The sequence below is a fragment of the Leisingera sp. ABM4_101 genome, from assembly GCF_056158725.1.
The window spans coordinates 75,937-102,917 of record NZ_JBSWTV010000001.1; the positions used below are offsets into that span (position 1 = coordinate 75,937).

At 62.9% G+C, this 26,981-nt stretch carries 23 protein-coding genes and 1 pseudogene; 11 read left to right on the top strand and 13 right to left on the bottom strand.

Annotated elements, in window-relative coordinates:
• The first annotated feature begins 3 nt into the window (after positions 1–3).
• Positions 4–1,500 carry an aldehyde dehydrogenase gene (locus ACXAEK_RS00345; RefSeq protein WP_475039054.1) on the top strand — a complete coding sequence of 499 codons (1,497 nt, stop codon included), beginning with the start codon at positions 4–6 and terminating at the stop codon, positions 1,498–1,500.
• Positions 1,497–2,837, top strand: a complete 1,341-nt coding sequence (locus ACXAEK_RS00350; RefSeq protein WP_475039055.1) for an NAD(P)/FAD-dependent oxidoreductase — start codon at positions 1,497–1,499, stop codon at positions 2,835–2,837. Before ACXAEK_RS00345 ends, ACXAEK_RS00350 begins: the two co-directional genes overlap by 4 nt.
• Positions 2,838–2,934: 97 nt before the next feature.
• Here ACXAEK_RS00350 and ACXAEK_RS00355 read toward each other — a convergent pair whose 3' ends face one another.
• The 5 genes from ACXAEK_RS00355 to ACXAEK_RS00375 all read right to left on the bottom strand — a co-directional run bounded on the left by ACXAEK_RS00355 (position 2,935) and on the right by ACXAEK_RS00375 (position 7,787).
• Positions 2,935–3,669, bottom strand: a complete 735-nt coding sequence (locus ACXAEK_RS00355) for an SDR family NAD(P)-dependent oxidoreductase (RefSeq protein ID WP_475039056.1) — start codon at positions 3,667–3,669, stop codon at positions 2,935–2,937.
• Entirely contained in the window at positions 3,666–4,400 is a 735-nt protein-coding gene (locus tag ACXAEK_RS00360; protein ID WP_475039057.1) for an SDR family NAD(P)-dependent oxidoreductase, read from the bottom strand. Before ACXAEK_RS00360 ends, ACXAEK_RS00355 begins: the two co-directional genes overlap by 4 nt.
• 14 nt (positions 4,401–4,414) lie before the next feature.
• Positions 4,415–5,518 carry a mandelate racemase/muconate lactonizing enzyme family protein gene (locus ACXAEK_RS00365; RefSeq protein ID WP_475039059.1) on the bottom strand — a complete coding sequence of 368 codons (1,104 nt, stop codon included), beginning with the start codon at positions 5,516–5,518 and terminating at the stop codon, positions 4,415–4,417.
• 37 nt (positions 5,519–5,555) lie between these two features.
• Positions 5,556–6,107, bottom strand: coding sequence for a TetR/AcrR family transcriptional regulator (locus ACXAEK_RS00370; RefSeq protein WP_475039060.1), 552 nt, complete (start codon positions 6,105–6,107; stop codon positions 5,556–5,558).
• A gap of 123 nt (positions 6,108–6,230) precedes the next feature.
• Positions 6,231–7,787: a trimethylamine methyltransferase family protein gene (locus tag ACXAEK_RS00375; protein WP_475039061.1), complete on the bottom strand. Its 1,557-nt coding sequence runs from the start codon at positions 7,785–7,787 to the stop codon at positions 6,231–6,233.
• A gap of 480 nt (positions 7,788–8,267) precedes the next feature.
• On the opposite strand from ACXAEK_RS00375, the gene repA reads away from it, so the two are divergent.
• The 3 genes from repA (at position 8,268) to repC (ending at position 11,741) form a co-directional block, all read left to right on the top strand.
• Entirely contained in the window at positions 8,268–9,443 is a 1,176-nt protein-coding gene (gene repA, locus ACXAEK_RS00380) for a plasmid partitioning protein RepA (RefSeq protein WP_475039063.1), read from the top strand.
• Positions 9,443–10,417, top strand: coding sequence for a plasmid partitioning protein RepB (gene repB, locus ACXAEK_RS00385; protein WP_475039064.1), 975 nt, complete (start codon positions 9,443–9,445; stop codon positions 10,415–10,417). Before repA ends, repB begins: the two co-directional genes overlap by 1 nt.
• Before the next feature lie 181 nt (positions 10,418–10,598).
• Positions 10,599–11,741: a plasmid replication protein RepC gene (gene repC / locus ACXAEK_RS00390; protein ID WP_475039065.1), complete on the top strand. Its 1,143-nt coding sequence runs from the start codon at positions 10,599–10,601 to the stop codon at positions 11,739–11,741.
• Positions 11,742–11,772: 31 nt separating this feature from the next.
• Here the strand turns inward: repC and ACXAEK_RS00395 are convergent, their stop codons facing one another.
• Positions 11,773–12,066 carry a hypothetical protein gene (locus tag ACXAEK_RS00395; protein ID WP_475039067.1) on the bottom strand — a complete coding sequence of 98 codons (294 nt, stop codon included), beginning with the start codon at positions 12,064–12,066 and terminating at the stop codon, positions 11,773–11,775.
• 786 nt (positions 12,067–12,852) lie between these two features.
• Between ACXAEK_RS00395 and hutI the strand changes: the two genes are divergently transcribed.
• From hutI to hutU, 4 genes are read left to right on the top strand one after another with little or no spacing between them, the layout of a single operon-like run.
• Positions 12,853–14,019 (top strand): imidazolonepropionase, encoded by a 1,167-nt coding sequence (hutI, locus tag ACXAEK_RS00400; protein WP_475039290.1) that lies wholly within the window; start codon positions 12,853–12,855, stop codon positions 14,017–14,019.
• A complete protein-coding gene (gene hutH, locus ACXAEK_RS00405) occupies positions 14,016–15,539 on the top strand; it encodes a histidine ammonia-lyase (protein ID WP_475039068.1) in 1,524 nt (507 codons plus the stop codon). The genes hutI and hutH overlap by 4 nt, the downstream gene beginning before the upstream one ends.
• Positions 15,536–16,321: an N-formylglutamate deformylase gene (gene hutG / locus ACXAEK_RS00410; protein WP_475039069.1), complete on the top strand. Its 786-nt coding sequence runs from the start codon at positions 15,536–15,538 to the stop codon at positions 16,319–16,321. Before hutH ends, hutG begins: the two co-directional genes overlap by 4 nt.
• Positions 16,318–18,000: a urocanate hydratase gene (hutU, locus tag ACXAEK_RS00415; protein WP_475039071.1), complete on the top strand. Its 1,683-nt coding sequence runs from the start codon at positions 16,318–16,320 to the stop codon at positions 17,998–18,000. The genes hutG and hutU overlap by 4 nt, the downstream gene beginning before the upstream one ends.
• A 45-nt stretch (positions 18,001–18,045) precedes the next feature.
• Here hutU and ACXAEK_RS00420 read toward each other — a convergent pair whose 3' ends face one another.
• The 6 genes from ACXAEK_RS00420 to ugpB all read right to left on the bottom strand — a co-directional run bounded on the left by ACXAEK_RS00420 (position 18,046) and on the right by ugpB (position 24,060).
• Positions 18,046–18,930, bottom strand: coding sequence for an HAD-IIA family hydrolase (locus ACXAEK_RS00420; RefSeq protein ID WP_475039072.1), 885 nt, complete (start codon positions 18,928–18,930; stop codon positions 18,046–18,048).
• Position 18,931: 1 nt separating this feature from the next.
• Entirely contained in the window at positions 18,932–19,882 is a 951-nt protein-coding gene (locus ACXAEK_RS00425; RefSeq protein WP_475039073.1) for a glycerophosphodiester phosphodiesterase family protein, read from the bottom strand.
• Positions 19,882–20,937: a sn-glycerol-3-phosphate import ATP-binding protein UgpC gene (locus ACXAEK_RS00430; protein ID WP_475039074.1), complete on the bottom strand. Its 1,056-nt coding sequence runs from the start codon at positions 20,935–20,937 to the stop codon at positions 19,882–19,884. Before ACXAEK_RS00430 ends, ACXAEK_RS00425 begins: the two co-directional genes overlap by 1 nt.
• A gap of 12 nt (positions 20,938–20,949) precedes the next feature.
• A complete protein-coding gene (gene ugpE, locus ACXAEK_RS00435; protein ID WP_475036123.1) occupies positions 20,950–21,801 on the bottom strand; it encodes a sn-glycerol-3-phosphate ABC transporter permease UgpE in 852 nt (283 codons plus the stop codon).
• Positions 21,801–22,682, bottom strand: a complete 882-nt coding sequence (gene ugpA / locus ACXAEK_RS00440) for a sn-glycerol-3-phosphate ABC transporter permease UgpA (protein ID WP_475039076.1) — start codon at positions 22,680–22,682, stop codon at positions 21,801–21,803. Before ugpA ends, ugpE begins: the two co-directional genes overlap by 1 nt.
• Positions 22,683–22,752: 70 nt before the next feature.
• Positions 22,753–24,060: a sn-glycerol-3-phosphate ABC transporter substrate-binding protein UgpB gene (ugpB, locus tag ACXAEK_RS00445; RefSeq protein WP_475039077.1), complete on the bottom strand. Its 1,308-nt coding sequence runs from the start codon at positions 24,058–24,060 to the stop codon at positions 22,753–22,755.
• Between the two features lie 139 nt (positions 24,061–24,199).
• Between ugpB and ACXAEK_RS00450 the strand changes: the two are divergent.
• Positions 24,200–25,115, top strand: a pseudogene (locus tag ACXAEK_RS00450) (LysR substrate-binding domain-containing protein).
• Positions 25,116–25,118: 3 nt separating this feature from the next.
• Here the strand turns inward: ACXAEK_RS00450 and ACXAEK_RS00455 are convergent.
• Positions 25,119–25,700 carry a carboxymuconolactone decarboxylase family protein gene (locus ACXAEK_RS00455; RefSeq protein ID WP_475039078.1) on the bottom strand — a complete coding sequence of 194 codons (582 nt, stop codon included), beginning with the start codon at positions 25,698–25,700 and terminating at the stop codon, positions 25,119–25,121.
• A gap of 147 nt (positions 25,701–25,847) precedes the next feature.
• Between ACXAEK_RS00455 and ACXAEK_RS00460 the strand changes: the two genes are divergently transcribed.
• On the top strand, positions 25,848–26,951 hold the full coding sequence (locus ACXAEK_RS00460) for a hypothetical protein (protein WP_475039079.1): 1,104 nt from the start codon (positions 25,848–25,850) through the stop codon (positions 26,949–26,951).
• Positions 26,952–26,981 lie beyond the last annotated feature (30 nt).

The window sequence follows — 26,981 nt, forward strand, 5'->3', positions numbered from 1 at the left end:
TCCATGTCGCTGCTTACTCATGACGAATACAAATCCATTGCCGCCGGCCTGGATCTGCCGACGGCGGCTTTCATCGATGGCAAGTTCTGCCCCGCGGCCTCGGGCAAGACCTTTGAGACCCTGAACCCGGCCACCGGCGAAAAGCTGGCGGATATTGCAGCTTGCGGTGCCGCGGACGTCGACTTTGCGGTGGAGAAGGCGCGCGAGTCCTTTGACGACGGCCGATGGTCGAAACTGCACCCGTCCGAGCGCAAGGATGTGCTGATCCGCCTGTGCAAGCTGATGACCCGCAACGCCCGCGAGCTGGCGGTGATGGAAAGCATCGACAGCGGCAAGACCATCTATGACTGCGAAACCGTCGATGTGCCGGAGACCATCCACTGCCTGAAATGGCACGCCGAGGCGATCGACAAGATCTATGATCAAGTGGCGCCGGCGTCTGACGATCACATCGCCATGGTGGTGCGCGAACCCATCGGCGTGGTTGGCCTGGTGCTGCCCTGGAACTTCCCGCTGCTGATGCTGGCCTGGAAGATCGGCCCGGCGCTGGCGGCGGGCTGCTCCTTGGTGGTGAAACCCGCCAAGGAAACCACCCTGACCGCGCTGCGGATTGCGGAACTGGCGGCTGAGGCAGGCGTCCCGGCAGGCGTGCTGAACATCCTGCCCGGCGGCGGCGGCGAGGTGGGAGAACCGATTGGCCGCCACATGGACATCGACATGGTCTCCTTCACCGGCTCCACCGTGACCGGCAAGAAGTTCCTGACCTATTCGGCGGAAAGCAACGCCAAGGAAGTGGTGCTGGAGATGGGCGGCAAGAACCCCGCCATCGTCATGGACGACGCCGAGAACCTCGACCGCGTGGCCCAGCATCTGGTCAATGGCGCCTTCTGGAACATGGGTGAGAACTGCTCGGCTTCGTCCCGCCTGATCGTGCACAAGGACGTCAAGGCGGAGCTCCTGGAGCGCATCGCGCACCACGCCAAACAGTGGAACATCGGCGACCCGCTGCACCCGGAAACCCGTATGGGCGCGCTGGTCAGCGAAGGCCACTACACCAAGGTCTGCTCTTACCTGGAGAAGGCCGAAAACGTGGTGATCGGCGGCAAGGCTGAGGCCGGTTTTGTCGAGGCCACCGTGGTCGAAGTCGAGGATAACAACGCCTTGCTGGCACGCGAGGAGATCTTTGGCCCGGTGCTGTCGGTGATCGAGGTCTCCGGTTTTGACGAGGCAATCGAGGTTGGCAACGACACCGAATATGGCCTCTGCGCGTCGATCTTCACCGCCAACGCCAAACGCGCCATCCGTGGCGCCCGTCAATTGCGCGCAGGCACCGTTACGGTGAACAGCTTCGGCGAAGGCGACATCTCCACCCCGTTCGGCGGCTTCAAACAGTCGGGCTTTGGCGGCCGCGACAACTCGGTCCATGCCCACGACCAGTACACCCAGCTGAAGACCATCTGGATCGACCTGGCCGATGACGCAGACGAGGCCGTGGATTGAGCCGCTACGACGCCAAACGCCTGCCCCGGCAGACTGGTGCTGCGGGATGGAATGCCATCCTGCCGCCCCAGGCGCCTTTGCCGGTGCTGGACCACGATCTGACCGCTGATGTGACCATCATCGGCGGCGGATTTGCAGGCTTGTCGGCAGCCCGCCGCCTGCACCAGCTGGACCCTTCGTTGAAGATCGCATTGCTGGAGGCAGGACCCTTTGCCGAAAGCTCCGCCGGGCGCAATTCCGGCTTCATGATCGACCTGCCGCATGATCTGGCCTCAGACAATTACGCAGGCACAGGGCTGGAGGCTGACAAGGCAGCGATTGCCTTGAACCGGCAGGCAATCCGTTTTGCCGCCAGTATCGCCGAAGACTGCGCCCTGCCGCAGGAGATGTTCGATCCCGCAGGCAAGATCAACGCCGCCGCCACCCGCGCGGGCGACAAGCACAACCGCGATTTCGCCGCCCATCTGGAGCGGCTGGGAGAGCCGCATACGCTCTATTCGCAGGCCGAAATGCAAGAGCTGACCGGCAGTCCGCACTACACTTCCGGCCTTTATGCACCGGGCACGGTGATGATTCAGCCCGCCGCCTATATCCGGATCCTGTCGGCGCATCTGGCGGGCCGGATCAGCGTGTTTGAAAACTCCCCGGTTATTGGGTTTGAAAAACAGGGTAACGGATGGCTGGTGAAAAGCCTTAAGGGGCGCGTCACCACCGGTTCGATCATCCTGGCCAACAACGGCCATTTGGAAAGTTTCGGCTTCTACCAGCGCCGCCTGATGCACATCTGCCTCTATGCCTCGATGACCGAACGGCTGACACCGGAACAGGTCCAGCGCCTGGGTGGCGAGGCCCGCTGGTCAGTTACTCCCGCGGACCCGATGGGCACCTCTGTGCGGCGGATCTCCGGCTCTTACGGCGACCGGATCCTGGTGCGCACCTGTTCCAGCTTCCACCCCACCATCGAGACCAGCGAAATGCGCCTGCGCAACGCGGGCTGGGTGCATGACCGCAAGTTCAGGGAACGGTTTCCGCATCTGGAAGGCGTGCAGATGGAACACCGCTGGGCCGGGATGCTGTGCCTCAGCCGCAACGGCTCGGCAGCTTTCGGTGAGCTGGACCAGGGCGTCTATTCCGCCTGCTGCCAGAACGGCCTCGGCATTGCCCGCGGCACCTTGCAGGGCATGGGCATTGCGGAACTGGTTCTGCAAGGGGGATCGGAGATTGCCAGCCATTTCCTGGCCCAGCCCGAACCGCCCAGGCTGCCGCCGGAACCTTTTGCCTCATTGGGCGCAAATACCTATCTGATGTGGAAGGAATGGCGGTCCGGCAAGGAATAGAGGGCAGTGGGGGCTCTGCCCCCGGCCTGCGGCCTCCCCCGGGATATTTTCAGCCAGATGAACAGGGGATCCGAGCCTTTGAGGCCCGTTTCTTTGTTCAAGGCAGGCTCAGCTTGGCCATGCGGCCGCCGTCCACCGTGTAGACTTGGCCAGTGATGAAGCCGGCATCCTCAGACGCCAGGAAAGCAACCAAAGCTGCCACTTCCTCCGGCTTGCCGGTGCGGGCAACCGGGTGGATGCGGCCTATTTCGCGGCGGAAGGCCTCCGGGTTGGGCATACTTTCGATGAAATCCATGTTCAGCTCGGTGTCGATCCAGCCCGGCGCCACCGCGTTGCAGCGGATGCCCTCATGGCCGTGGTCCACCGCCACCGCGCGGGAGAGGCCATGCAGGCCCGCCTTGGAAGCGCAATAGGCGGCATGGCCGGGGTTGCTGCCCAGGCCTTCGATGGAGCCGGTGTTGACGATGCTGCCCTTGGTCTTGCGAAGGTGCGGCAGCGCCGCCTGGATCATCAGGAAAGGTGCCGTCAGGTTCACCGTCAGATTGCGCTGCCAGTCGGCGAGGGACATCTCCTCGACACCGGCCTCCTGCATCATGCCGGCATTGTTGACCAGCACATCCAGGCGCCCTGCCCGGCTGACGGCCTCTGCCACCACCTGCGCCGGGCTGTCCGGATCGGTGAAATCGGCGGCGATTGCCTCGAACTCGGCATCCTCTCCGCGCTGCGCAGTGAAAACCCGCGCCCCTTCGCCGCGCAGACGGCGGGCAATGGCCTGGCCGATGCCGCTGCGGCCGCCGGTGACAAGTGCCACCTTGCCGTCAAACCGGTTCATGACACCGGTTTCCCGCCGTTCACCTCCACCAGCGCGCCGCACATATAGCGGGCGGCGTCCGAGGCCAGGAACATGACCACATCAGCGATGTCTTCCGGCTGGGCAATGCGGCCCAGGGGCACGGTCTTGCCCAGCTCCGCAACCGCGCTGTCCGGGTCAAAGCCGCGTTTGGCGAACCCTGTGCGCAGCATCGGCGTGTTCACCTCATTCGGGCAGACCGCGTTGATGCGGATGCCCTGATGGGCGTGGTCCATCCCCATGCATTGGGTCAGCGAGGCAATCGCCGCCTTGGTCATGCAGTAAAGCGCGTGGTTCGGCCCCGGCGCCTTGCCGCCCCAGCACGACGCGGTGTTGACGATGGCACCGCCGCCGGTTTCAGCCATCAGCGGGATCGCGGCGCGGCAGATGCGGAAGGGCGCCTGAACATTCACCCCCATCGACAGGTCCCAGTCGGCGTCCGAGGTGTCTGTCACCGGGCCGCGGGTGATGACACCGGCGTTATTGATGACAATATCCAGCCCGCCAAGCGCCTCGGCAGCTGCTTGCGGCAGCATGTTGGCATAATCCGCGTCCAGCAGGTCGCCGGGCAGATGCGCCTCGGCCTCTATGCCGCTGGTGTCGCGGTCAGCGACCGCCACCTTGGCACCGGCGGCGCGCAGACGCTGGACAATGGAGGCGCCGATGCCACCCGCCGCGCCGGTGACCAGCGCGCATTTTTCTTGGAATTCCATGGATCTCTTCTCCCTCAGAAGGATGCAACCGGGGTGCCGAACAGGCTTTCGTCCGGGGTGATGCCCAGGCCCGGGCCCTGCGGCAACGCGATGTGGCCGCCTTCGATGCGGATACCGTTTTCGGCGTCATAGTTGCCCTCGATGTAAGGGGCGGCCAGCCAGACGCCCTCCAGATTGCCAGGCTTCACGGTTGCGCCGATATGGGTGCAGGCGGCGGCGATGATGTCACCGCCCCAGCTGTCGTCGCAGGTGTGCGGCAGGTTGCGGGCTTCGCAGATGTCGCGGAAGGCGCGCATCGGCTGCAGCCCGCCGATGCGGGTGACTTTCATGCCGAAACCGTCGACCAGCCCGGTGCCCGCCGCGGTGATCACCGTGTTCAGGCTGGTGCTGTTTTCATCCATGTAGAGGCCATGGCTGATCTGCGGGCGGATTTTCTGCAAGTCTTCCAGCGTGTTGCAGGGCTGTTCCATGATGAACGGAATGTCCGGGCATTCGCGGCTGACGCGCAGGGCATCGCGGGTGGTCCAGCCGCGGTTGCCGTCCACCGCCAGCTTCATGCCGGAGCCGCGGACCTTCTCCCAGACCTTGCGGATGGTCTCGATGTCCAGCTCCACCGGACGGCCGCCGACCTTAACCTGCAGGCGGGGATAGCCCTCGGTCTGTTTCTCGGCGGCGAGGCGCGCAATGTCATCGGGGGCGCCGACGCCGGTGGCGTAGTAGGAGGGCACCCGGTCCGTGGCCGCGCCGCCCAAGAGGGTCGAGACGCTGACGCCCAGATGCCTGCCCAGCAGGTCATGGGCAGCGATGTCGATGGCGGCCTTGGCGTAGTTGTGGCCGGTCAGCAGCTCATCCATGCGCCGGTGCAGGGTCATGGGCGTTACGTCGGCTCCGATCAAACCTTCGGCCATCGCTTTCAGCGCCGCACGGGCGCCGGCGGCGTGGGATTCGGCATAGGTCGGACCAACCGGGCAGGTTTCGCCCCAGCCGACCTGACCATTGTCCGCCACCAGTTTCACCAGCGTAGTGTCTAGCGCCCAGACCTCGGCGTTGGCCATCGTGTAGGGGCCGTTTTTGACCGGCAGATCATGCTGATAGATGTGGATTTCTGCGATTTTCATGGTTGTTTCCCGTGTTGGAGTGAGGGGGCTGGCGGTGTCAGTCGATCCCTGCAGCCAGCAGAATGGTTTTGCCGCTGCTGAGGGCGGTGGCAGCGGCGGCCTGCGGTCCGTGGAACCGGGCCGCCTCGGTCAGCCCTTCGTGCAGCAGGAACAGCGCGGCCGAGAGACCCCCGGCATCGCAACCCGGCGCCGCGTCCAGCAGACGGGTGCGGAATTGTGCCTGAAGCCGGGTCTTGTGGCCCTCGACCGTCTGGCGGATCGCAACACTGTCCGGATAGGCGGCAAGCGCATTCAGAAACAGGCAGCCGGTGCTGGAGACCTGCTCCAGCCATTCACCAAGGCGCTTGAGCGGATAAAGCACATGTTCAGCCCCCTGCCCCGGCCCGCCTGCGATCCAGTCGCCATAGGCCTGGTCGCGGTAGGCCAGTGCACCGACCACCATCGCTTCGCGGCTGGGAAAGTACTTGTAGAGCGTTCTGAGCGAGACATCGGCGCCCGCGCGCAGGGCCTCAACGCCCTGGGTAGCAAACCCCATCTCGGCAAACTGGCGGTCCAGGCTCTCGGCAATTCTGTGCTGTGTTTCAGTCATGGGGATACGGTAGAGCGATCGCTCTACACCGGACTTGCAGGAATCCGACCCCTGCCCTGGCCCCAACCGACATAAAAAAACCCGCCCTTTGCAGGGCGGGTCAGTCAGGGGAGGAGGGTGGGATCAGTAATCCTGGTTCAGCTCGTCCGCGGCGGGAATTTCACGCTCGCGGCGGGCGATATAGTCCAGCAGTTCTTCGTTCTTGGCCTCGTCCAGCTTGGGCTCCTGATACTCGGCCAGCAGTTTCTTGGCGTGTTTCAGGGCGCGCTCGGTGATTTCGACACCGCCTTCGGCCTGCCACTGCTCGATTGAGTTGTTGTCGAACATGTCGGGCATGAAGAACGCCTGCTGGAAGTTCTCCTGGGTGTGCGGGTGGCCCAGGTAGTGGCCGCCGGGGCCAACGTCCGGCACCGCGGCAATGGCCTGATCGAAATCGTCCCATTTCGGGCCTTCCGCCATCCGGTAGGCCATCGCGCATTGCTCGGCGTCGACGATGAATTTCGCGACCGAGCAGTGCATACCCGCCTCGTTCCAGCCCGCCGAGTGCCAGATATAGTTGGCGCCCGCGTGCATGACGGCCGACAGGGTGGTTGCGGATTCGTACCCCGCCTGCGCGTCGAACGTCTTGGCGCCGCCCAGGGTGTTGGAGGTCCGCCACGGCACATCGTAATAGCGCGCCATCTGGCCGATCATGAAGTTCATCAGGCTGATCTCAGGCGTGCCCGCCATCGGGGCGCCGGATTTCATGCTGACGGTCGACAGGTAGTGGCCGTAAATCGCCGGGGTGCCCGGGTTGCAAACCTGGGTATAGGCCAGAGCCGACAATGCCTCAGCATTCAGCTGCGCAACCGACGCGGCAACCGAGGCCGGCGTGTTGGCGCCGCCCAGAACAAAGGGTGAGCACAGCACCGGCTGACGGCGGGCGCCAAAGGCGCGCATGGCGCCGAGCATGGTCTCATCCCAGACCAGCGGCGAGTTGCCGTTGCAGTTGCCGGTGGTGACGGGGTTGTTCATGATGAAGTCTTCACCGAACAGGATGGCGCACATGTCCATCACGTCCTCGGCGTTCTTGGGGCTGGTGGTCATGCCCATGAACGTCTTGTCCGAGTATTTCATCGACGAGTAGGTGATCCGCAGGTGCCGCTGGCTGATCGGATGGTCGTAAGGTTCGACGATATGGTGCGCCGAGGAATGCAGGGCCGGCATCATATGCGCCAGCTTGTGGAACATCGCCAGATCTTCCAGCATCGGGTTGCGGCGCACGTCCTCCAGGTCGCGCAGGAAGGGCGCGCCGGTCATCGGCACAAAGATCGAATGCTTGCCACCCAGGCGCACGTTCTTTTTCGGGTCCCGCGCGTGGTAGGTGAAATCGCTGGGGATGGTCTTGATCAGCTCGCGCACCAGCCCGCGGTCCAGATAGACCAACTCGCCAACAACCTTGGCGCCCGCGCGTTTCCAGTCTTCCAGCGCAATGGGGTCGCGGAACTGGACGCCGACGTTCTCCAAAATGTCCATCGAGGCATTGTCGATCTTTTCGACTTGGGCACCGTCCATCACCTCGCACAGCGGGATATTGCGGGTGAGGCCGGGCAGCATGTCAAACTTCGGCGCAGTGCGCAGGGCGCGGCGGGCGTGGCGGCCGCCGGAACGCGAGCGGGTCGCGGTGGCTTGCTCAGTCATGGCAGTGTTCTCCTTTGGAGGAGAGTTTGGCTGAGACGGCGCAGCCCGGCCTGCAGGATTCCGAAATCCGCTTGCAGAAACCGACACTCCGTTTGCTGGAACCGTCTTGGGGGACGGTAATACTGCGAACGCTGGATCCGGTTGGGAACAGCGAAACCACGGAACAGAGCCTAAACAGGCAAATTTCCCGGAAAACTCTGACCCTGTGCAACTCGCTGCGCGGCTGCTGCTTTCGCATCCTGCACACTGGCAGAAAAATTATCCACAGATGCGGCATCCAATGGCGCAGCCAGGATTTTTGTTTATTTCCAGATGATTAAGATGAATTTGAAGCCTTTTTCCGGAACATGGCGCCAATCTGGACACCGGGCTTGCAACCTGTAACTGAAGGAATTTATTGCACAACTGCGTTCGCATTGCGTATAGAAACGATAAATAAAGCGCTGACGCAAAACAGCGTTACTATCGAGAGGGCAGCAGTTGGCAGTAGCACTCCACATCAATCAGCGAATCCGCGAGAATGCGGAGAACCTCAGTGCGGCCCTAGAAAGCCACATGCTGGCAAATTTTGCGCCGGACGCAAGGAAGGAATTGCGTCTGTTCAGCGCCGGCGAAGCGGCAGAAATGCTGGGGATCTCGCCCAGCTTCCTGCGCAAGCTGCATTTTGACGGTAAATTCCCCGAGGTGCACACCACGCCGGGCGGCCGGCGCCACTATTCCGCGGCTGATCTGCTGGAAATGCGCAAGATCCTGGATGCCTCAGCCAAAACGCCCGGCACTTACCTGCGCGGCCGCCGCGAGGGCGACAAGGTGCAGGTGCTGTCCTTCCTGAACTTCAAGGGCGGATCGGGCAAGACCACCTCGTCCATTCACACCGCGCAGCGGCTGGCCCTGAAGGGCTACCGGGTGCTGGCTGTGGATATTGACCCGCAGGCATCGCTGACGACGCTTTTCGGCTACCGTCCAGAGGTCGATTTCCTCGAAACAGGGACGATTTATGACGCAATCCGCTATGACGACCCCCTGCCCCTGCGCCAGATCATCCAACAGACTTATTTCACCGGCCTGGACCTGGCGCCGGGCGGTCTGATCCTGCAGGAATTCGAGCATGAAACCCCGCAGGCGCTGATCAACAACGTGCAGCCCGCTTTCTTTGCCCGCATGGCCGCCGCGCTGGAGGAGGTCGAGAAGGATTACGACGTGATCATCTTCGACTGCCCGCCGCAGCTGGGCTATCTGACGATGTCGGCGCTCTGCGCCTCGACCGGTGTGATCATCACCGTGGTGCCAAACATGCTCGACATCGCGTCGATGTCGCAGTTCCTGCAGATGTCAGCCGAACTGCTGGATGTCGTGTCCAACGCGGGCGCCGCGCTGGAGTTCGATTTCCTGCGCTTTCTGATCAACCGGTACGAGCCGAACGACGGTCCACAGCAACAGGTGGTTGCATTCATGCGGCAGTTGTTCGGCGAGGAAGTCATGGTTGCCCCGATGCTGAAATCCACTGCGATTTCCGACGCCGGGCTGACTCAGCAAACGGTCTATGAGGTCGAAAGATCCCAGTTTCACAGGTCAACCTACGACCGTGCGGTGGATTCACTGAATCAAGTTAACGATGAAATAGAATCCCTCCTGCAACAATCATGGAGGCGTTGATGGCACGCAAAGGTATTCTCAGCACAGCCCTGAACAGCCCCGCAGCAGCCGCTCCGGGGCCGAAACCCAAGATGATGCCGCGCGGTGCGGTCGGGGCGCTGCAATCCTCGCTCAGCAAGCTGCAGGAAAGCGCGGTGCAGGAAATCGACACCGCGCTGATCGACGACGCGGGCTATGAGGACCGCCTGGGCATGGACGGGGTAGCGTTCAACCAGCTGAAGGACAGCCTGCAGACCTACGGCCAGCAGGTTCCGGTGCTGCTGCGGCCGCACCCCAAGACGCCAGGACGGTTCGAAATCGTCTACGGCCGCCGCCGCCTGAAGGCGCTGCGCGAACTGGGGCTGCCGGTCAAGGCGATGGTGCGGCAGCTGGACGACCACGCGCTGGTGATGGCCCAGGGCCAGGAAAACACCTCGCGCCAGGATCTCAGCTTTATCGAAAAGGCGGCCTTTGCGGCGCAGCTGCAGGCGGATGGCTATGGACGGCAGACAATTGCCGCCGCGCTGTCGATCGACCTGCCGATGGTGTCGCGGATGCTCAAGGTCGGCACCGCCTTTGATTTGCCCTTCCTGCGGACGATCGGTTCAGCCCCCGGCATTGGCCGCGACCGCTGGATGATGCTGGTCAAGCTGTTCGACGATCCCGCCGCACGGTCCCGGGCGGTCATCAGGACAAACCGGCCTGACTTTACGATGTTTAACTCCGACGGGCGGTTCGAGGCGGTTTTGAAACATGCCCAAGGCGTGCCGCAAGACCCCAAACCCGCCCCTGCCCCGGCGGCAACCCGCGCCCTGCCCGGCAGCAACGGTGCTGAGGTGGCCGGGATCAAAACCACCGCAAAGGGCATCACCCTCACGATCTCCGCCAAGGACGCGCCCGGTTTCGACACCTGGTTCGATGCCAACGCAGAGGAGATCATGGCAGAGCTTCACGGCCGCTGGCAGCAAGACCAGCCTGAGCAGCCGGAAGAGTAAGAAGAAGAGCAGAAATAAGGACAGGAGGCACGTAAACAGGCAAAAGAAAAGCCCCCCAGGACATTACATCCCAGAAGGCCGTTCTCAGATTTAGCACCTTTGGAATAGCCTCTCAGACTCGTCACTGTCAACTCTGTGCGCTGCACAGGGGCGGGTATTTTTTGTCTTTCGTGAAAAAAAGATGGAACATGCGTCCCAAATTACCGTTGGGCGGATGGATCAGTGCGGCCAGCTGGCAGGTACCCATGACAAGTGGGACCTTCTGGCTGCGCTCACCCATGCCGCAGAGGAATTCGACCTGAGCCACCGCACCCTTGGCGTGCTCAAGGCCTTGCTGACATTCTACCCCCAGCGCGCGCTGCCGGCAGAGCCGGACAGCGCCATTGTGTTTCCCTCGAACCGCAAACTGATGGAACGGCTCAATGGAATGCCCGAAAGCACCCTGCGCCGCCATCTGGCCGCCCTCGCCCGGACCGGGATTGTCAGCCGGAAAAACAGCCCCAACGGCAAACGCTATGCCCGCCGCTGCGGCTCGGACATGCCGCTGGCCTTTGGTTTCGACCTGTCCCCCCTCGCCCGCCATGCCGGTCAGGTTTTCGACGCAGCCCTGACCGCCCGCACCCGTGCGGAACAACTGGCAGTTCTGCGCGACAAGGTTGCCGTTCTGCGCCAGCAGCTGCTGGACTGCGCTCAGGGCCAGGCGGATGATCTGCTGGAAACCGCCCGCAAACTGCTGCGCCGCAAGCCCTGCGAGGCCGGTCTGACCCAGATGGCCCGCACGCTGCAGCATGAAATTGCCAGCCGTGCGCCGTCAGAAACCGCACAGGAAACCACACTCGCCGCACGCAAAATGAGCGGCAGCGGCGGCGAAAATGAGCGGCACATACAGGATTCAGTAAAAAAAGATTTTGACTCTGAAGCGGCGCAACCCGATTGGGGATCTGAACAGCTCCAGCCCCTCCCGATAGAGGCCGGCATCGCTGAGAAGACACATGAGTTGTCCACCCTGCTGCGGGCCTGCCCGGAGGTTCAGGCCTATTATCCAGGAAAGCTGCGCAGCTGGCAGGACGCAGACAGGATTGCAGACGACCTTTCCCCGATGATCGGCATTGAAATGCCGGTTCTGAGCGACGCACGGGCTGCCATGGGCCGCAAGGACGCGGCAGCAGCCGTGATGTGCATCCTGGAGAAGCTGGAAACCATCCGCAGCCCAGGGGCCTATTTGCGGCGTCTGGCGCAGAAGGCCCGTGCAGGCCAGTTTTCCATCGGTCCGATGCTCAATGCGTTGCTTCAGATATCCCGGCCTGCAGAAATTGTCAGCTGACAATTTTGCAGGATGCGACCAGCCGCGCCTATCAATCCGGGACCGCATTGGTGTGAATTCGCTTGCCCGCAGCATCCAAACCTGCCGCAAAAGGACGCAGCACTACTCGGGCACTTTCTTCTTGTTCAAAGGCAGAGCAGACAGAATTGTCAGCTGACAATTTCTTCTGTTCGCTTGGAAACATTGGTGTAGCAGCGCGTGACCGACTGACCGGACGGCGGCAGGTATTTGCGGCAACCTCCAGCCCGGAAGCATATTTTCGGGCCAGGCGGAAATGCGCTGCGGTGAAGTTGTCAGCTGGCAATTTTTGAAACGAACTGCACATTGATCTGGCTTCCCTTTCTATGCAGGTTTTCGCCGCTGGCGCAGGTTGAAACATGCTTGCAAGGGATGAGAACGTAAAAATTGTCAGCTGACAATTTTCCGGAAGGCCGCCTCCATCCGGCGCATCAGGTTCAATTTCCCGCAGCCTCTCCGGTATTTGGTTCTCCACTTAAAGGACGGCCGCGCCTCCCCAGGCACACCGCTATCCCTTGCTGCTAATAACATTACGCAGCAAGGATAAGAGCCGAACAAACTGCAAAGGATAATCTCAACGACCGGGCATGAAACACCCTGCCTGCGCATCACGCTGCGGCCGCGGGCCGCGCCATCTCCAACGCCAAGCCGGAGCTGGTCCTTAACCAAATCAGCCTCTGTCTGCTGCCTGGGAACTGCGATGATCGGGCTGCGGTTACGCCTTTATCCTTAGAAGCAATCGGCAGGTGACTGTAGAGCCGCCGCCCGTTTCCGGTCTTGAGCCCCGTTGCGATTGCTGCTCGGCCGGGCTTTGGACGGCTGGCAATCAGCCAGATGATGACAGACCTGAGTTTTCTGACGAGCTGATACCTCCGAAGGCTTGCAGATGCGGTCAGCCCGTTCAGAAGAACGGCACCCGTTAATCAGCACCTGCAATTTCCGCACATCACAGGCGGTTTTAGCAGGGCTGTTCGTTTCATTTTATGACTAGACATAATGACCTAAATCCGTAGTTTAATCCAAAAGCGGCAGTAAGGGGATTTGAGATTCTGTGGCAGAGGATTTTGTTCTGACAGGGGCGCGGCTGGCCACGATGGCCGGCACGGATGCGCCCTATGGCCTGATCGAGGACGGCGCGGTTGCGGTTTCTGGCGGCAGGATTGTCTGGGCCGGGCCGCGGGAAAAATTGTCAGCTGACAATTTTTCGTGGGAGCAGCGCGATCTGGGCGGACGGCTGGTCACGCCGGGCCTGATCGACTGCCACACGCACATCGTTTTTGGCGGCAACCGGGCGATGGAGTTCGAGATGCGCCTGAACGGGGCCTCTTATGAAGAGGTCGCCAGGGCAGGGGGCGGCATCGTCTCCACCGTTTCGGCCACCCGCACAGCCTCGCTGGAGGCTCTGGTGCAGGACGCGCTGCCGCGGCTGGATGCGCTGATTGCCGAAGGGGCCACGGTGGTGGAAGTGAAATCCGGCTACGGGCTGGACCGGGAGACCGAGCTGAACATGCTGCGCGCCGCCCGCCGGCTGGGGGAACTGCGCCCGGTGACGGTGAAAACCACCTTCCTTGGCGCCCATGCCACACCCGGCGAATACAAGGGCCGCGACGATGAATATATCGACGGGGTCTGCATTCCCGCCCTGCGCGCCGCCCATGCAGAAGGGCTGGTGGATGCGGTCGACGGGTTCTGCGAAAACATCGCGTTTTCGCCGGCGCAAATCGAACGGGTCTTCAAGGTGGCGCAGGAGCTGGCCCTGCCGGTGAAACTGCACGCCGAACAGCTGAGCCATCAGGGCGGCACGGCCTTGGCCGCGAAATACGGCGCGTTGTCAGTCGATCACGTGGAATACGCGACCGAGGAGGATGCCAAGGCGATGGCCGCAGCGGGCTCTGTCGCCGTTATCCTGCCCGGCGCCTTTTACACCATCCGCGAAACCCAGGCGCCGCCGATCGAACATTTCCGCACCCATGGCGTGCCGATGGCGCTGGCGACCGATTGCAACCCCGGGTCCTCGCCGCTGACGTCTTTGCTGCTGACCATGAACATGGGCTGCACCCTGTTCCGGATGACGCCGGAGGAGGCGCTGGCAGGCGTCACACGCAACGCAGCCCGCGCGCTGGGGGTGACGGACCGCGGAGAGATTTCCGCCGGTATGCGCGCCGATCTGGCGGTCTGGGATGTGGAAACGCCCGGCGAGCTCGCCTACCGCATCGGCTTCAACCCCCTTCACACCCGTATCTATGAGGGCAAACAATGATCGAGATGATCCCCGGCACGGTGACGCTGTCCACGCTGGAAGATATCTACCGCAATCTGACACCGGCCAGGCTCGATGCCTCGGCGCGTGAGCCGGTGGAGGCCGCGGCGCAGATGGTGGCCGAGGCCGCTGCGGGCGAGGCGGCCGTCTATGGCATCAACACCGGTTTCGGCAAGCTGGCCTCGACCAAGATCGCGCCGGAAGACACTGCCACCCTGCAGCGCAATCTGATCCTCAGCCACTGCTGCGGGGTAGGGGAGCCGCTGCCGGAAGACAAGACCCGGCTGATGATGACGCTGAAACTGCTGTCGATGGGCCGCGGTGCGTCGGGCGTGCGCTGGCTGGTGATCGACCAGATCGAGAAGATGCTGGCCCATGGCGTGATCCCGGTGATCCCGTCGCAGGGCTCGGTTGGCGCATCCGGCGACCTGGCGCCGCTGGCGCATATGGCGGCGGCGATGATCGGGGCAGGGGAGGCCACATACGAAGGCACCCGGATGTCCAGTGCTGAAGCACTGAAAAAGGCCGGGTTAGAGCCTATTGTGCTCGGCCCCAAGGAGGGCTTGGGTCTGATCAACGGCACCCAATTCTCCACCGCCTGTGCACTCGCTGGGCTGTTTGACGCCTGGCGCATGGCAGAGGCCTCGATGACCATCGCGGCGCTGACGACGGACGCCATCATGGGCTCCACCGCGCCTTTGGTTGCCGACATCCACACCCTGCGCGGCCATGCCGGGCAGATCGACGTGGCTCAGCAGATGCGTGCCATCATGGATGGCTCCGAGATCCGCGAAAGCCACCGCGAGGGCGACACAAGGGTGCAGGATCCCTATTGCATCCGTTGCCAGCCGCAGGTGGTGGGCGCAGCGCTGGACGTGCTGCGGATGGCCGCCAAAACGCTGGAGATTGAGGCCAACGCCGTTACCGACAACCCGCTGGTGCTGGTGGGTGAGGGCCGCATCGTCTCAGGCGGCAATTTCCACGCCGAATACGTGGGCTTTGCCGCGGATCAGATCGCGCTGGCGGTGGCAGAGATTGGCGCCATCGCGCAGCGCCGGGTGGCGCTGATGGTCGACCCGACCCTGAGCCACGACCTGCCGCCGTTTCTGACGCCTGATCCCGGTTTGAACTCCGGCTTCATGATTGCCGAGGTGACCACCGCGGCGCTGATGAGTGAAAACAAGCACTTGGCAAACCCCTGCGTGACCGACTCGACGCCCACTTCCGCCAACCAGGAGGACCATGTGTCGATGGCCGCCCACGGCGCGCTGCGTCTGGCGAAGATGAACGCCAACCTGTCGGTGATCCTCGGCGTCGAGATGCTTTGTGCCGCGCAAGGGGTGGAGGCGCGCGCGCCGCTGCAAACCTCGGCCCGGCTGCAGGACGTGCTGGCGATGCTGCGCGGGGACATCCCCGCGCTGGCGGAGGACCGTTACCTGGCGCCCGACATCGAGGCGGCCAGCGCCATGGTGCGCGCAGGCCGTGTGGCGGCGGCGGCAGGTGTGGAGGTCGCCGCATGATCGAAGTCACCCAAGGGGCCTCGCCGCTGGTGCTGGGGCTGCCCCACACCGGCACCGATGTGCCGCCGGAGATTTGGGACTGCCTGAACGAGACGGGCAGGGCGCTGGCGGACACCGACTGGCATATCCATGAGCTCTATGCCGGGCTGGTGGAGGACATCACAACTGTCCGCACGCCGATCCACCGCTATGTGATCGACGTGAACCGCGACCCTAGCGGTATCAGTCTCTACCCCGGGCAAAACACCACCACCTTGGTGCCGCTGACGGATTTTGACGGGCTGCCGATCTGGCAGGAGGGCAAGGAGCCGGATGAGGCGGAGATCACCCGCCGCCGCGACACCTATCACGCGCCCTATCACGCGGCGCTGGCGGCGGAGATGCAGCGGGTGAAGGCGATCCACGGCTTTGCCATCCTCTATGACTGCCACTCGATCCGCGGCGACATTCCGTTCCTGTTCGAAGGTCGCCTGCCGGATTTCAACACCGGCACCAATCTGGGCACCACCTGCGACCCCGCAATCGAGGCCCTGACCGTGGCCCATTGCGAGGCGGCGGAGAGTTATACCTCGGTTCTGAACGGCCGTTTCAAAGGCGGCTGGACCACTCGCCATTACGGGCAGCCGGCTGAGGGCCTGCACGCGATCCAGATGGAGCTGGCGCAGGCGACCTACTGCCAGGAAAGCCCCCCCTGGACCTATCTGCCGGAGCGCGCGGAACAGCTGCGCACCCATCTCACCAAAATTCTGACTGATCTCAAAAACTGGAGGCCCTCGGCATGAGCGATCCCCGCAAGAACACCCGCGACATCTTCCCGCCCACCGGCCCGGAAATCACCGCCAAGCATTGGGTGACAGAGGCGCCGATGCGGATGATGATGAACAACCTGCATCCGGACGTCGCCGAAAACCCGCATGAGCTGGTAGTCTATGGCGGCATCGGCCGCGCCGCGCGCACCTGGAAGGATTTCGACATGATCGTCGAGAGCCTGAAAGGCCTGGAAGAGGACCAGACCCTGATGGTGCAGTCGGGCAAGCCGGTCGGCGTGTTCCAGACCCACAAGGACGCGCCGCGGGTGCTGATCGCAAACTCCAACCTGGTGCCGCATTGGGCCAATTGGGACCATTTCAACGAGCTCGATAAGAAGGGCCTGATGATGTACGGCCAGATGACCGCCGGGTCGTGGATCTACATCGGCACCCAGGGCATTGTGCAGGGCACCTATGAGACATTTGCCGAAGCGGGCCGCCAGCATTACGGCGGCGACCTGAAGGGCAAGTGGATCCTGACCGGCGGCCTTGGCGGCATGGGCGGCGCGCAGCCGCTGGCAGCCGTGTTCGCGGGCGCCTGCTGTCTGGCGGTGGAGTGCAACCCGGACTCGATCGACTTCCGCCTGCGCACCAAATACCTGGATGAAAAGGCCGAAACCCTGGACGAAGCGCTGGAGATGATCGAGCGCTGGACCGCGGCAGGCGAGGCGAAATCGGTGGGCCTTCTGGGCAATGCAGCGGGTGTCTTTGCCGAGCTGGTGGAGCGCGCCAAGGCAGGCGGCGTGAAGCCCGATATCGTGACCGACCAGACCTCTGCGCATGATCCGGTCAACGGCTACCTGCCGCAGGGCTGGACCATGGCGCAGTGGAAAGAGAAACGCGAAACAGACCCTAAAGCGGTGGAAAAAGCCGCCCGCGCCAGTATGCGCGTGCAGGTCGCGGCGATGTGCGAATTCCATGCGATGGGCATCCCAACCGTCGATTACGGCAACAACATCCGCCAGATGGCGCTGGAAGAGGGGTTGGAGAACGCATTCGACTTCCCTGGATTCGTGCCCGCCTATATCCGGCCGCTGTTCTGCAAAGGCATCGGCCCGTTCCGCTGGTGCGCGCTGTCGGGCGATCCGGAGGATATCCGCAAGACCGATGCCAAGATGAAGGAGCTGTTCCCCGAGAACGAGCATCTGCACCGCTGGCTGGACATGGCGCAGGAGCGGATTGCCTTCCAGGGTCTGCCCGCGCGGATTTGCTGGATCGGTCTGGGCGACCGCCACAAGGCGGGCCTCGCCTTCAACGAGATGGTCCGCAATGGCGAATTGTCGGCGCCGGTGGTGATCGGCCGCGACCATCTGAACTCAGGGTCCGTGGCCTCCCCAAACCGCGAGACCGAGGCAATGCAGGATGGTTCCGACGCGGTGTCCGACTGGCCGCTGCTGAATGCGCTGCTGAACACCGCCTCCGGTGCGACCTGGGTGTCGCTGCACCATGGCGGCGGCGTTGGCATGGGCTTCTCGCAGCATTCCGGCGTGGTGATCTGCTGCGACGGCACCGAAGACGCCGACCGCCGCATCGGGCGCGTGCTGTGGAACGACCCGGCAACCGGTGTGATGCGCCACGCGGATGCAGGCTATGACATTGCCAAGGACTGCGCGCGGGAGCACGGGCTGAACCTGCCCGGAATTCTGGGCTGAATTGATGAGGCCGGACTTCGAGATCGAAGTTCGGCCTCCGTTTTTTCAGATCCGCTCGAGCCTGTAATCGGGATGGATGCCTGATGCCGCGATGAAATTTTGCGGGTTCTGGCCTGCAAGCACCCCGTCCCGGGTGACCAGCACCGTTCTCCATCCCTGCGCCGCGGCGCCCAGGATGTCGGTGTGCAGCGTGTCGCCGCACATCACGATGCGCTCTGGCGGGATGCCTGCCAGTGTCTGGGCTGCCAGTGCGTAAACATCCGCGTAGGGTTTGCCGAAGAACTGCACGTCCGTCTGCCCCTGATCCGCCAATTGATGACCGAAGTAACCGGGCTCCAGCGACAATCCATCGCTGCGGGGGGCGGCCAGATCGGCGTTGGCGATCACCACCCTGCGCGGCACTTGGGCCAGGCTGGCGGCCAGCATCGCCTGTTTGCCCGCATCCCATTCGGCACTCGAGAGGAACAGAAACCCCTCGGCACGGGCATAGGCGGCAGCATCCCGGTCCAGACGCAAGGCAGGGGAGGGGATATCCTCCAGCCCGTCGTCCGGGGCGGCGATCACCCCCCACAGGCGGTTGTCCAGTGCGCGCAGGGCGGCGTCGCGGCTGGTGATGATCTCTTCGGGCGCGACCTGCATTCCCAGGGCGCGGAATTTCTCCAGCGTTTGCGCCCTGCCGTTGCTGGCCGCGTTGGAGAGGATGCGGATCGCCTTGCCCGCGGCCCGCAACTGGTCCAGCCGCCTGGCGGCGCCGGGGATTGGCTCGGTGCCGACATTCAGCACACCGAAGGCATCAAAGACAAAGGCGTCTGCCTGGTCCTGCAGGTCCAGCAGCGATGCGATGGGCCGGGTGCCCGGCCGGGTCCGGTTTTCCGGCAGGCGGGGGCGCAGCTCCTCGTAGCGGGCAAAAACGCTGTGGACCGTCTGCATGTCAGCGCCCGGCTGCGGGCAGCCAGTGGAGGCCGTGTTTCAGCAGCAGGCGCTGCACCCGCCCGGGGTAGTCTGAGCAGATCACATCGACGCCGAGGGAAATCATGTGTTCGATGTCCTCGGGCTCGTTGACCGTCCAGACCATGGTGATGAGGCCCAGATCGCGGGCCAATGCCAGTGCCTCGCCCGTGATGTCCAGGTAATAGGGGCACCAGAACTGGCCATTGGCTGCTTCAACGCGGGCTGGCAGGTCGAGCACGCTGCAGCCCGCCACAGGGTTCACCTCCTTGGAGGAGTCCTCCCCCACATCCGCGGCATTCTCTGGCAGTTGGGTGAGGAAGGAGGCAGGCATTTCCGGTGCGAGACGCTGACAGTCGGCAAGCAGCTCCCAGTCGAAACTGTGCAGCACGGTGCGCGGCTGCATTTCGGCCGCGCGGACCTCGGCCACGACGGCCTCGACCAGCGATTGGCGCGCGGCAGTGTCGGCCAGCAGGTCCGGGTCGGACTTGATCTCGAGGAACAGGTGGACATCCCGGTGGGCGGGCTGCTGCAGCAGCGCCAGCAGCTCCGCCAGCCGCGGGATGCGCACGCCGCTGAGGAAGGCCTGATCGGGGAACCGCTGGCCATATGCGCTGGAGCTATCCAGCCCGCCGGCGTCGTATTGCTGCAGCTCGCCGTAGGTGAGGGCGGAGACCTTGGGTTCTTCGCCTTGCAGCCAGTTGCCGTCCGCATCGCGCACCATTGAGCGGGTCAGGTGGTGGTTGTGGGTGATCACCACCACGCCGTCCTGGGTGGCGGAGACATCCAGCTCCAGCAGTTTCACCCCGGCGTTCACGGTGAACTCGAAGCCTTCCATGGTGTTTTCCGGCAGAATGCCGCGGGCGCCGCGGTGGCCGGCCAGGCGGATGACGCCTGGTTCGCCTGCAAAGGCAGCTATCTGGGGGTAATGCATCAGTCTTCCAGACGTTTGCCGGACGCAGTGTCGAACAGGTGGGTCAGCTCTGCCGCCACCGAGAAGCGGCGGATGCTGCCGATGCCGTCACTGGCGTGGCCCGGGACGCTGGCGGTGATGCTGTGATCCGTGCCGTGCAGGCGGCCGTGGATCAGGGTGTTGGCACCCAGCTGTTCCAGCATGTCGGCCTCGATGGCGATGGGGCCGCTGTCATCCGCGGTCAGGTGTTCCGGGCGCAGGCCCAGGGTGGCTGTGCCCGCATGGGCCGAGGCAACCGGGACCGCAGCGCCGCCCGGCAGGGCGGCGCTGCCGCCGCTGACCTCAACCGGCAGGAAATTCATCGACGGGCTGCCGATGAAACCGGCCACAAACATCGAAGCGGGGCGGTCATAGAGCTCAATCGGGGTGCCGAACTGCTCGACATAGCCGCCGTTCAGCACCATCAGCCGGTCGCCCAGGGTCATCGCCTCGACCTGATCATGGGTCACGTAGATCGAGGTCACCCCCAGCCGCTGCTGCAGCTTGCGGATCTCCAGGCGCATTTGCACCCGGAGCTTGGCGTCGAGGTTGGAGAGCGGCTCGTCAAACAGGAACACCTGCGGATCGCGCACGATGGCGCGGCCCATGGCCACCCGCTGGCGCTGGCCGCCGGACAGCTGGCGCGGCTTGCGGTCGAGGTACTGCTTGATCTCCAGGATCTCGGCGGCTTCCTCAACCCGGCGGTTGATCTCGTCCTTCGGCAGTTTGCGGATCTTCAGGCCGTACGCCATGTTCTGGCGCACCGACATATGCGGATAGAGCGCGTAGTTCTGGAACACCATGGCAATATCGCGTGCCGAAGGCTCCAGCTCGTTCACCCGGCGCCCGCCGATGGCTATCTCGCCGGAGGTGACGGTTTCCAGCCCCGCCACCATCCGCAGCAGGGTGGATTTGCCGCAGCCGGAGGGGCCGACGATGACGATGAATTCGCCATCCTTGATGTCGCCCTCGATATGGTGGAGCACCTCGGTCGGCCCGTAGGATTTCACCAGGTCTGTGAGTTGAATGTCTGCCATCTGTCAGGCGCCTTACTTATCAGTTTCCGTCAAGCCCTGCACAAAGAGCTTTTGCATTGCGATGACCACAAACACCGGCGGGATCATCGCCAGCAGGGCTGTGGTCATGATGATGTTCCATTGCGGGCTCTGCTCCGCCGCTTCCAGCATCTGCTTGATCGACATCACGATGGTGGTCATCGAGGTGTCGGTGGTGATCAGCAGCGGCCAGAGGTACTGGTTCCAGCCGAAGATAAACAGGATCACAAACAGCGCCGCGATATTGGTGCGCGACAGGGGCAGCAGGATATCGAAGAAGAACCTCAGCGGCCCGGCGCCGTCGATACGGGCACTTTCCAGCAGCTCATCCGGCACCGTCAGGAAGACCTGACGGAACATGAAGGTTGCGGTGGCCGAGGCGATCAGCGGGATCGACAAGCCCCAGTAGCTGTTCAGCATTCCCAGGTTGGCGACGACCTCGAACGTGGGCAGGATCCGCACTTCGACCGGCAGCATCAGGGTGATGAAGATCATCCAGAAGAACCCCATGCGGAATGGGAACTTGAAGTAGACAATGGCAAAGGCCGACAAGAGCGAAATGGCGATCTTGCCGGTGGAGATCATCAGCGCCATTGCCAAGGAATTCAGCAGCATCAGCCATACCGGCGCTTGCTCGGTGCCGCTGAGGCCGGAGCCGAACAGGGTCTGCTTCATGTTCGCCAGGAAATACTCGCCGGGCCAGAGCGGCAGCGGCGCCTGGTTCATGCGCAGCTCATCATGGGTGGAGGCGACAAAGGTGATCCACACCGGCAGCGCAATGGCCAGAACGCCAAGCACCAGCACCAGATGGGTGAGGAAAGCAGTGAGAGGGCGGTGTTCGACCATCAGTATGCCACCTTTCTTTCAACAAAGCGGAACTGGACCACGGTCATGGCGATGACCAGCACCATCAGCACCACCGACTGCGCCGCCGAGCCGCCGAGGTCGAGGCCGACAAAGCCGTCGTTGAACACCTTGTAGACCAAAATGGTGGTGGAGGTGCCGGGGCCGCCCTGGGTGACGGCGTGGATGATGCCGAAGGTCTCGAAGAAGGCGTAGACCATGTTGATGACCAGCAGGAAAAACGTGGTGGGCGAAATCAGCGGGAAGATGATGGTCCAGAAGCGGCGCGCCGGGCCTGCGCCGTCGATGGCGGCGGCCTCGATCACCGAGTTCGGGATCGATTGCATGGCGGCGAGGTAGAACAGGAAGTTATAGGCCACCTGCTTCCACGCGGCGGCGAGGATCACCAGTGCCATCGCCTGGGTACCGCTCAAGTAGTGGTTCCAGGTGATGCCTGCGAATTCCAGGAAATAAGGGAAGATGCCGAGGGTCGGGTTGAACATGAACACCCACAGGGCACCGGCCAGCACCGGAGCCACCGCATAGGGCCAGATCAGCAGGGTGCGGTAGAACATGGCGCCGCGCACCACCCGCTGGGCAAAGCCCGCGAGGATCAGGGCAAAGCCCATCGACAGTGCGGCCACCAGCAGTGAGAACACCGCGGTGCGTTGGAAACTGGCCAGGTAGTGGTGATCGCTGGCCAAAACCTCGAAATTCTCGAACCAGACGAATTCGGTGCCAAGGCCAAAGGCGTCTTCGATCAGGAAGGACTGATACATCGCCTGGCTGGCGGGCCAGATGAAAAACACCAGCGTGATGAGGATCTGCGGCGCGACCAGCAGATAGGGCAGCGCCGAGGTTGGGAAATGCACCCGTTTGAGCATGAAAGGCCCCAGTCAGAAAAGTAGCCCCGCCGCCCTGGAAAGGGCGGCAGGGCCAGGTCGTCAGGATCGGTTAGGAGGGGTTGGCGGTGCGCTCGAACTTGCGCAGCAGGTCGTTGCCGCGCTCAACCGCAGCGTCCAGTGCTTCCTGTGCGGACTTCTCGCCGCCCCACAGGGCTTCCAGCTCTTCGTTGATCACGTCACGCACCTGAACAAAGTTGCCATAGCGCAACCCGCGGCTGTTGGCGGTGGGTGTGTTCAGGCTCAGCTGCTTGATCGCGGTGTCGGTGCCGGGGTTGCTGTCATAGAACCCCTGTTCCTTGGACAGCTCATAGGCGGCGGTGGTGATCGGCACATAGCCGGTCTCCTGGTGCCACCAGGATTGAACCTCGGGCGAGGACAGATAGGTCAGGAACTTGGCGGTGCCTTTGTACTCCGCCTCGTCATGGCCTGCGAGCACCCACAGGGTGGCGCCGCCGATGATCGAGTTTTGCGGTGCGTCGGCCACCTTGGTGTCCAGGGGCAGCATAGACTGGCCGAATTCGAATTCCGCCTGCGAGGAGATCGAGCCGTAATAGGCCGAAGAGTTCATCCACATGCCGCATTCGCCGTTGGTGAACATCGGCAGGCTGTCGCCGCGGCGGCCGCCGTAGACGAACAACCCGTCCTTGCCCATGGAGGCGACGTCATCCAGGCGCGCAGCCACGCTGGCGTTGTTGAAGGTGAGTTCAGTGTCGAACCCGGCAAAGCCGTTTTCCTGGGTGCCGGTGGGCAGGTTGTGCCAGGCCGAGAAGTTCTCGATCATCACCCAGGACTGCCAGCCAAAGGAGACGCCGCATTTCATGCCGTTATCCACCAGCTTCTGCGAGGCGGTTTTGACTTCATCCCAAGTGGTCGGAACTTCTGCGCCTGCCGCGTCCAGCGCGTCCTTGTTGTACCACAGGACGGGGGTGGAGCTGTTGAAGGGCATCGACAGCAGTTCGCCTTCCGGCGTCTCATAATAGGAAACCACCGCGGGCAGGAAGGCGTCGCCGTCAAACGGTTCGCCTGCGTCCTTCATCAGTTTCTCCACCGGGTAGATGGCGCCCTTGGCGGACATCATGGTGGCGGTGCCGACCTCGAAGACCTGCACAATCTGCGGGTGTTCCTTGGCGCGGAAGGCGGCAATCGCCGCGGTCATGGTTTCGGTGTAGTTGCCCTTGTAGACGGGCACGATTTTGTACTCGTCCTGGGTCGCGTTGAAGTCTTCGGCGATCTTGTTGACGCGTTCGCCGTTGGTGCCGCCCATGGCGTGCCACCACTGAATTTCGGTTTCTGCAAATGCGGTGCTGCCAGCAACGGCCAGAACAGCCGAGGCGCAGAGCAAGGATTTAACGGACATGAGCTTCTCTCCCAAAGTTGGCTCTGCGGATACCTTTTGTCTGCCGGAAAAGATAATTCAAGCAAAAGTTTTTTGACAAATTTCATAACATGATGTTATGCCGTGCCGTAATTGAACTCTTCCAGGAACGGCTAACCCCTTGAAATTTAAACTTCGCCAGCTTGAGGCCTTTCAGGCTGTTGCCCGCACAGGTTCTGTCACCCGGGCCGCCGAAAGCCTGGGGATTTCCCAGCCCGCGGCCAGCCGGCTGTTGTCCGATTTTTCAAAAACGGTGGCGGTGGAGCTGTTTACCCGCAAGGACGGGCTGCTGATTCCCACCAGCGAGGCGCGGTATCTCTTGTCTGAGGTGGGGCGGGTGTTCGACAGTCTGAACCACCTGGAAGAGCTCAACCGGGACTTGACCGAACGCACCGCCGGCCACCTGCGCATCGCCTGTCTGCCGGGGTTTGCAACGGCGCTGCTGCCCAAGCTCTTGGCCGGGTTTCTGGAGCATCGCCCCGGTGTGCGGCTGACGCTGGAGCCGGACCGGCCGGAGCGGATCTTGGAGTGGATCATCGGCGAGCAGTATGACTGCGGCATCACCGACGGTTTCGCCTCGCATCCGGCGGTGGAGAATATCGACATACCTGTCCGCAGTGTTTGCGTTTTGCCCCAGAATGACCCGCTGTCAGAACAGGATGTTATCACGCCGCACGATTTGCGGTATCGCAAGATCATCCACACCCGCCGCGACAGCCCGTTTTTCCGCCGGTTGCACAAGGCGTTTTCCGAATCCGGGGTGGAATTGAACAGCTGGATCGAGGTGCGGCAGTTCTCCACCGCCTGCATTATCATCAGCCAGGGGCAGGGCGCCTCAGTCGTCAGCGCCCTGGACGCAGAGCAGTTCCGCGGCCAGAACATTGCGATTGTGCCATTTGAGCCCGGCTATCCACCACCGGCTGTCGATCCTGCGCCCGGTGTCGGGCAGCCGGTCGCTGCTGGCGCTGGATTTCCTGGATGCCTTTACCGAAAGCCTGGCGCCGTTTCGCGCCGATCTGGAACCGGCGCAGCGCTAGGGCCTATTCGTCGCCCTTGTAATAGCCGATCACGTCGTTCTCCGTCGTGGCGCCAAGGCCGTTCAGCAAGCGGTTGGAATAGTTGAAATAGGCGCAGACCTGGTTCACCTCCAGGATCTCGCCATCATCGCAGCCTGCGATTTTCAGCGCTTCAAAGTCGGATTTCACCATCTTGCCCACATCGGTGGTGAGCTTGCCGGCATAGCGCAGCAGGGCCAGTTCCTTGCCCGCGAACTCATCCTCGGGCCGGTGGGCTTTCAGCGCGGTGAAGATCCGGTCGCTGCGGGGCTGGTCCTTCAACAAGTTGCGCACGTTCATGAAATGATGGGTCAGCGAATAGGTGCAGTCGTTCAGGATCGAGGTGTAGCTGGCGATCACCTCTAGGAACCAGAACGGCAGCTTGTTGTCGTCCGAGTGCAGCACCGACCGGTAGAGGGTCACATGGCCGTTCATGGTCTCGGGCCGCAGCGAATGCACCCGCATCACCGTGTCGACGGTGCCGTGCGGCGTGCGCGCCTTGTCCAGCAGTTCCTTGAGCCGGCCCTCGGCCTTCTCGTCCGGGATCATCTCAATCCATGCGCTCATCATCTTCCTCCGCGGTTTCCGGTGGCAGGATAGGGGAAGGGGTGACCGGAATGACAGTAGAAAATTCTACTGCAGTGAAATTTGTCTGGATCGGGAGGGGCCGCTGCGGATAACATCCGCGTGAAGATCAGGAGAGAGGATTGCGGGATGCAGGATGCGGATTTGCGCGCAGGCGCGGAAAACCTGCTTGTGGCCTGCGCCGGGCTGGCGGCCGGCAATCAGCTGCTGATCCTGCGGGAGGATCCTGCAAACGGTTATTACGATGCCGCCATTGCGGAGGCGGTGCAGGACACGGCCCAGGCGCTAGGGATCGGGGTTGCGTCTGAGGTGCTGCCGTTTGATCCCATGGGGACGGCCCTGCCGGCTGAACTAGTGGCGCGGATGAAGGCCGCAGACCGTGTGCTGTTCCTGTCGCGCAGCGGTGACCAGATTCGGTTCAGCGCGGATATGCAGGGGATCCGCCCGATCATGTCTTATGCGCTGGATGCGGGGATGCTGGCCTCGGGCTTTGGCCGCGCGAATTACCAGGGGTTTGTGGCGCTGAAGGATGCGGTTAATGCGCTGATGGCATCAGCGCAGCATATCCGGGTGACCTGTCCGCTGGGCACCGATTTCAGCGGGCCGGGGGCGGGTTATCCCAAATCCGGCGCCGCAGATGTTTCGGTAACGCGGTTTCCGATGTCGGTCTTTGCACCGGTGCCGGCACAGGGGTTTTCCGGTGTGGTGATGCAGGACGGGTTCCTGGTCGGGACGGGATCGAAATTTTATGAGCCCTATGGCTGCGATCTGCGCGAACCGCTGGCGGTGCATTTCGAGGGCAGTGGGCTGCAACGGTTCGGGGGCGATGCGATGGATGTGCATTGCGCCCGGATGCACTACGCCAAGGTGGGGCAGCAATTCGGGCTGGACCCGATGACGATGCACTCCTGGCATGCGGGCATTCATCCGGGCTGTGCCTATGGCATGGCGGCGGCAGAGAATTACGAACGCTGGAGCGGCGGCGCTTTTGGTAATCCGCGGCTGATGCATTTCCATACCTGCGGGCACTATGCACCGGGGGAGATTTCGCTGAACGTGCTGGACCCGACAATCGAGGTGGACGGCGCGGCGGTTTGGAAAGACGGGGTGTTCGACCCGCATCTGGTGCCCGGCGGGGCAGAGATCCTGGCGCAGCACGATTGCATCCGGGCGGTGTTCGACAGCCCGGCACAGGCGGTGGGGCAGGGACCTGGCGGGCGGCTCGCCAGCTGAAATCCGGCGCGGATTTCAGCCATGAAAAAT

Excerpts from the sequence above, each read along its gene's own strand:
- ACXAEK_RS00345 (WP_475039054.1), top strand. The coding sequence starts at position 4 with ATGTCGCTGCTTACTCATGACGAATACAAATCCATTGCCGCCGGCCTG.
- ACXAEK_RS00355 (WP_475039056.1), bottom strand. The coding sequence starts at position 3,669 with ATGAACCGGTTTGACGGCAAGGTGGCACTTGTCACCGGCGGCCGCAGC.
- ACXAEK_RS00360 (WP_475039057.1), bottom strand. The coding sequence starts at position 4,400 with ATGGAATTCCAAGAAAAATGCGCGCTGGTCACCGGCGCGGCGGGTGGC.
- ACXAEK_RS00365 (WP_475039059.1), bottom strand. The coding sequence starts at position 5,518 with ATGAAAATCGCAGAAATCCACATCTATCAGCATGATCTGCCGGTCAAA.
- ACXAEK_RS00370 (WP_475039060.1), bottom strand. The coding sequence starts at position 6,107 with ATGACTGAAACACAGCACAGAATTGCCGAGAGCCTGGACCGCCAGTTT.
- ACXAEK_RS00375 (WP_475039061.1), bottom strand. The coding sequence starts at position 7,787 with ATGACTGAGCAAGCCACCGCGACCCGCTCGCGTTCCGGCGGCCGCCAC.
- repB (WP_475039064.1), top strand. The coding sequence starts at position 9,443 with ATGGCACGCAAAGGTATTCTCAGCACAGCCCTGAACAGCCCCGCAGCA.
- repC (WP_475039065.1), top strand. The coding sequence starts at position 10,599 with ATGGAACATGCGTCCCAAATTACCGTTGGGCGGATGGATCAGTGCGGC.
- ACXAEK_RS00395 (WP_475039067.1), bottom strand. The coding sequence starts at position 12,066 with ATGTGCAGTTCGTTTCAAAAATTGCCAGCTGACAACTTCACCGCAGCG.
- hutI (WP_475039290.1), top strand. The coding sequence starts at position 12,853 with ATGGCCGGCACGGATGCGCCCTATGGCCTGATCGAGGACGGCGCGGTT.
- hutH (WP_475039068.1), top strand. The coding sequence starts at position 14,016 with ATGATCGAGATGATCCCCGGCACGGTGACGCTGTCCACGCTGGAAGAT.
- hutG (WP_475039069.1), top strand. The coding sequence starts at position 15,536 with ATGATCGAAGTCACCCAAGGGGCCTCGCCGCTGGTGCTGGGGCTGCCC.
- hutU (WP_475039071.1), top strand. The coding sequence starts at position 16,318 with ATGAGCGATCCCCGCAAGAACACCCGCGACATCTTCCCGCCCACCGGC.
- ACXAEK_RS00420 (WP_475039072.1), bottom strand. The coding sequence starts at position 18,930 with ATGCAGACGGTCCACAGCGTTTTTGCCCGCTACGAGGAGCTGCGCCCC.
- ACXAEK_RS00425 (WP_475039073.1), bottom strand. The coding sequence starts at position 19,882 with ATGCATTACCCCCAGATAGCTGCCTTTGCAGGCGAACCAGGCGTCATC.
- ACXAEK_RS00430 (WP_475039074.1), bottom strand. The coding sequence starts at position 20,937 with ATGGCAGACATTCAACTCACAGACCTGGTGAAATCCTACGGGCCGACC.
- ugpE (WP_475036123.1), bottom strand. The coding sequence starts at position 21,801 with ATGGTCGAACACCGCCCTCTCACTGCTTTCCTCACCCATCTGGTGCTG.
- ugpA (WP_475039076.1), bottom strand. The coding sequence starts at position 22,682 with ATGCTCAAACGGGTGCATTTCCCAACCTCGGCGCTGCCCTATCTGCTG.
- ugpB (WP_475039077.1), bottom strand. The coding sequence starts at position 24,060 with ATGTCCGTTAAATCCTTGCTCTGCGCCTCGGCTGTTCTGGCCGTTGCT.
- ACXAEK_RS00455 (WP_475039078.1), bottom strand. The coding sequence starts at position 25,700 with ATGAGCGCATGGATTGAGATGATCCCGGACGAGAAGGCCGAGGGCCGG.
- ACXAEK_RS00460 (WP_475039079.1), top strand. The coding sequence starts at position 25,848 with ATGCAGGATGCGGATTTGCGCGCAGGCGCGGAAAACCTGCTTGTGGCC.